Here is a 4,629-nt window from a genome sequence, read left to right as displayed (position 1 = left end):
TGTCTGACTGGGTGCAATTTGCCCGCGTTGTGCGTGGCGCCACACTGGTGGAAAAGGACAAAGAATACGTGCAGGCCGCGCGTATGATTGGCCGTGGTCGTGGCATTATCATGCTGCGTCACATCCTGCCAAACGTGCTCTCGCCGGTGTTGGTCATCGCGACCATCTCCTTGGCGTTGGCCATCATCGCTGAGGCAACGTTGTCGTTCCTCGGTGTGGGCGCACCACCCACGCAACCCTCACTGGGCACCTTGATCCGTATTGGTCAGGGCTACCTGTTCTCTGGCGAGTGGTGGATCATCCTGTTCCCATCCGTGACGCTTTTGGCCCTGGCGCTGTCTGTGAACCTGTTGGGTGACTGGCTGCGTGATGCATTGAACCCGAGGTTGCAGTGATGAGCGATACAGTTCTAGATATCGAGGGCCTGTCGGTCCATTTCCCAACCCGCCGCAAACTGTTTGTGGCGGTGAACAAAGCCAATCTTGCGGTTGAGCCGGGTGAAATCCACGGTCTTGTGGGGGAATCCGGCGCGGGCAAATCCACCATTGGTGCGGCTGTTATGGGGCTGTTGGACCGCCCCGGCCACATTGCCGAAGGCACCGTCAGCTTCAAAGGGGAGCACATCAACGGGCGCGATGCGGATGGCATGCGGGCGCTGCGGGGCGCGAAGATCTCTATGATCTTCCAAGACCCTCTGACCTCGCTAAACCCGCTTCTGACCGTTGGCCAGCAATTGGTGGAAACCATCCAGTTCCATCTCAAGCTGTCTGATGCGGACAGCAAAAAGCGCGCGATTGAACTTCTCGATCGGGTTGGCATTCCCACCCCGGACGAGCGGATCGATCAATACCCACACCAGTTCTCTGGCGGCATGCGCCAGCGGGTGGTGATTGCTTTGGCGCTCTGTTCCGAGCCTGATGTGATCATTGCAGATGAGCCCACCACGGCACTGGACGTGTCGATTCAGGCGCAAATTCTTGAACTGATCAAGGAGCTGGCACGGGAGCGTCAGACCGGCGTGATCCTGATCACCCACGACATGGGTGTGATCGCGGACACCACCGACAAGGTGACCGTGATGTACCAAGGCCAGGTGGTTGAAAGTGGCACGACGGAACAGGTGCTTGGTGCGCCGGCGCATGAGTACACCAAATCGCTCATTGCCGCTGTGCCTCGGCCGACGCTCAAAGTGCATCGCTTTCCGCAGCTTAGCTATGGCGGCCGACAGATTGCGTTCCATATCGATGATCTGGCACGTAACTGGAAAAAGCCTGAGCCAACCAAATCCGGCACGCTTTTGAAGGTAGAGGGGTTGACCAAAACCTTTTTGGCCCGCAACGCCATTCTGCCGTCCCGCCGTAAATACTTCACTGCGGCGGACAAGATCAGCTTTGACATCCGGGAAGGCGAAGTCTTTGGCATCGTCGGGGAAAGTGGCTCTGGCAAGTCGACCGTGGCCCGCATGATCGCGACACTGTATCAGACCAACGGCGGTAAGATTTTCTTTGATGACGAAGAGATTACGCAGTTCAAAACCGCGAAAGATCTGGAGGCCTATCGCCGTCAAATCCAGATGATCTTCCAGGATCCGTTCTCCAGCCTCAACCCACGTATGCGTGTGGATCAGATCATCGCGGAGCCGGTGAAACACCACAAGCTGTTGGAAGGTGACGCGATTCAGCATCGTGTAGATGAGCTTCTGGAACGCGTGGGCTTGGGCTCTGACGCCGGGCGTAAATACCCGCATGAGTTCTCCGGCGGTCAACGCCAGCGGATCTCGATTGCACGCGCTTTGGCAACCCAGCCACGCTTCCTGATCTGTGACGAGCCAACCTCGGCGCTGGACGTGTCGATTCAGGCGCAAATCCTGAACATCCTCAAAGATCTTCAAGAACATCTGGGTCTGACCATGCTCTTCATCAGCCACGACCTGCCGGTGGTGCGCCAGATGTGTGACCGCGTTGGCGTGATGCGTCAGGGGCAAATGGTAGAGGTGGCAGACACCGAAACGCTGTTTGCCACCCCCAAAGAAGCTTACACGCGGGAGCTGTTGAGTTTGATGCCCAAGCTCGAAGGGCTCTCAACCGAAGGTCTCGAAGACGAGATTGTATGACAAGAAAACGCCGCTCCTCGGAGCGGCGTTTTTCATTAGAGGGTGCGACCAAGCAGATGCTGGTATCACTTTGGGTCTGCTGGCAGAGTGCCTGCGACATCCAAGGAAGCCCACCATGACTGAGCCCAAAACAACCGTCTTTCCAGAACAACGCGCCGGTGAAGACCGCCTGTCTTTTGACCCCATAGAGCGGATCGATGCGCAGCTGCGGTTTATTGGCAGGATTGAAACCCCGTGGCGGCGTGGCAATTGCCCCAAAAACGTGACCCGCGCACGGGAAACCAGCCAAGGCGCACGCGTTGTTTTGGAACCGGGCTTTGCGCAGGGTCTAACTGGTTTGGAAGTGGGGCAGGGGATTTTGCTATTCTATTGGATGCATAACGCGCGGCGCGATCTGATCACCCAAAGGCCCCGTCATCATGACAGCGCCAGCGGCACTTTTGCGCTGCGGTCGCCAAATCGGGTGAACCCAATTTCACTGGCGGCGGTGCGGATCACTTCGTTGGATATGGAAGCGGGTGTCATTGGCATTGATGCCATTGACTGTTTTGACGGCACGCCATTACTCGACATCAAACCCAGCGCGCCCGCGGTGGATGTCCCGCCAGAGTTATAACGGTTAGAGCGCCCGAACCCGCGGACGGGTTGGCGCGGTATGTGGCCAAATCCTGCGGTTTTTGTTGCCGGACGCCTTGGGTGTCACCACAAAGTCTTCATCCCCGCAGGCGGCAACGATAAATGCGCCACTGCGATTGGCCCGACGCGCGGGAGGGCGCGCGTCTTGCGACTGGCTGCGTGGTAGTACCCAGACTGACAAATGTGTTTTTGTCATAGATCCTATTCCCTTACGAACCGCGCCTTGATGAGAGAATCAATTTGGTAAAGCGCGGCGATAACGACACAAGAAAACCGTAGTTTGAATTGGTTAATGAAGAGTCAGTGGTTAAGCGAAGGTTCGTGACAGTCAGATTTGCGGGATTTTTGCCCACAGTTTTTGTGCAGGACATGATTGGGCTTGCCGATGACAAATGGGGGCTGCTAACGCTGACGGGCTATGACTATGACCACGCGTTCATATGACCTGGGGCTGCTCCCGGATGTGACTTCCGCCTTGCGTGAGGCGTGGGTGCTGCCATGAAGCTGGACAATCGTGATATTCAAATCCTGTCCGTGCTGACGCGCGAAGGCCGTATCACCAAAGCGGCCTTGGCCGATAAAATAGGTCTTTCGCCAACCCCTTGCTGGGACCGGTTAAAAAAGCTGGAAAAAGCGGGGCTGATCGAAGGTTACGGCGCGCGCATCAATCTCAAGAAGTTGGGGCCAAATGTGACGGTGTTTGTGTCGGCCGAGATAGCCGATCACACCGCAGCCAGTTTTCGGGCTTTTGAGGCCGCGATGCAGCGCTATGACGAAGTTGTCGCCTGCTGGGCGCTTGGGGGTGGCTTTGATTACCTGCTGCAAATTGTGACCAGCGATATCGACGCTTATCAACGCCTGATTGATGAAATGCTCGACGCTCGCATCGGCCTGTCGCGATATTTCACCTATATCGTGACCAAGCCGGTGAAAGAGCACGGTCCACCACCGTTTGATATTCTTCTGGGGGCCTCTGAGCACAGCTAAATCCTCTGTGATCTTCCAAAACTTCGGACAAATCCTCTGTCTGCTTGCGGCATTTTTTCCTCAAACAGAGGAGACATTTACAATGACACAAACCGCGCTTTCGGCCCGGGCTGACATCACAGACAAGGCCCTTGTACGGTCCTTTTCCTACATCAACGGCAAATGGCAGGCAGCCAAAGACGGCAACAGTTTTGCTGTGACCAATCCGGCAGACGGCACCCATTTGGGTGGAGTGACGGCGATGTCCGCCGAGGACTCCACCGCTGCCGTGGATGCGGCGCAGGCGGCCTTCCCGGCCTGGGCGGCGCTGCTGCCACAAGAACGCGCAGCTATTCTGCGCCGCTGGTTTGAATTGCAACTGGCGCACAAAGAAGACCTCGCCCGGATTATGGTGCTGGAGCAGGGCAAACCCATTTCTGAAGCGCGCGGCGAGATCGACTATGGGGCGGCTTTTGTGGAGTTCTACTCTGAAGAAGCCAAGCGCCCAAACATCGAAGGTGTGACCAGCCATCTGCCGGATGCCGAGGTTGAGTTGTGGCGTGAACCTGTGGGCGTGGCCGCGCTGATCACCCCGTGGAACTTCCCCTCCGCCATGTTAACCCGCAAAGCCGCCGCTGCGCTGGCTGCTGGTTGCACCGTGGTGGCGCACCCGTCTGGCGAAACGCCTTATAGTGCTCTGGCCCTGGCGGAACTGGCTGAGCGGGCTGGCATCCCGGCAGGCGTGTTCAACGTTGTGACCGGCATTGCGCCCACAGTGGTGGAGCCATGGACCCGCGATGCCCGCGTGCGCGCGCTGTCCTTCACCGGTTCTACAAATGTTGGCAAACTGCTGTATCGTCAATCGTCTGAAACAGTGAAGCGGTTGGTCTTGGAACTGGGCGGCCATGCCCCGG

At 57.3% G+C, this 4,629-nt stretch carries 6 protein-coding genes; all 6 read left to right on the top strand.

From position 1 onward, the window contains the following. A partial coding sequence (locus QZ517_RS19635; protein WP_294230628.1) for an ABC transporter permease occupies positions 1-395 on the top strand: 395 nt, incomplete at its 5' end. Beyond that, positions 395-2,113, top strand: a complete 1,719-nt coding sequence (locus QZ517_RS19630) for an ABC transporter ATP-binding protein (protein ID WP_294230625.1) — start codon at positions 395-397, stop codon at positions 2,111-2,113. The genes QZ517_RS19635 and QZ517_RS19630, both read left to right, overlap by 1 nt. A gap of 115 nt (positions 2,114-2,228) precedes the next feature. Beyond that, on the top strand, positions 2,229-2,729 hold the full coding sequence (locus QZ517_RS19625; RefSeq protein WP_294230622.1) for a TrmO family methyltransferase: 501 nt from the start codon (positions 2,229-2,231) through the stop codon (positions 2,727-2,729). Between the two features lie 341 nt (positions 2,730-3,070). Then, positions 3,071-3,193, top strand: coding sequence for a hypothetical protein (locus QZ517_RS19620; protein ID WP_294230619.1), 123 nt, complete (start codon positions 3,071-3,073; stop codon positions 3,191-3,193). A 54-nt stretch (positions 3,194-3,247) separates the two neighbouring features. After that, positions 3,248-3,736 (top strand): Lrp/AsnC family transcriptional regulator, encoded by a 489-nt coding sequence (locus QZ517_RS19615; RefSeq protein WP_294230616.1) that lies wholly within the window; start codon positions 3,248-3,250, stop codon positions 3,734-3,736. Between the two features lie 82 nt (positions 3,737-3,818). Continuing rightward, on the top strand, positions 3,819-4,629 hold an 811-nt coding region (locus QZ517_RS19610; protein WP_294230613.1), incomplete at its 3' end, for an aldehyde dehydrogenase family protein.

The sequence above is a fragment of the uncultured Shimia sp. genome, assembly GCF_913054185.1.
Classification (GTDB): Bacteria; Pseudomonadota; Alphaproteobacteria; order Rhodobacterales; family Rhodobacteraceae; genus Shimia.
The sequence above is the reverse complement of the archived record's forward strand: the minus strand, read 5'-3'. Positions and strand labels throughout refer to the sequence as shown.

What these genes read in the sequence shown, in the direction of transcription:
- QZ517_RS19615 (WP_294230616.1), top strand. Translation starts at nt 3,248, where the DNA reads ATGAAGCTGGACAATCGTGATATTCAAATCCTGTCCGTGCTGACGCGC.
- QZ517_RS19625 (WP_294230622.1), top strand. Translation starts at nt 2,229, where the DNA reads ATGACTGAGCCCAAAACAACCGTCTTTCCAGAACAACGCGCCGGTGAA.
- QZ517_RS19630 (WP_294230625.1), top strand. Translation starts at nt 395, where the DNA reads ATGAGCGATACAGTTCTAGATATCGAGGGCCTGTCGGTCCATTTCCCA.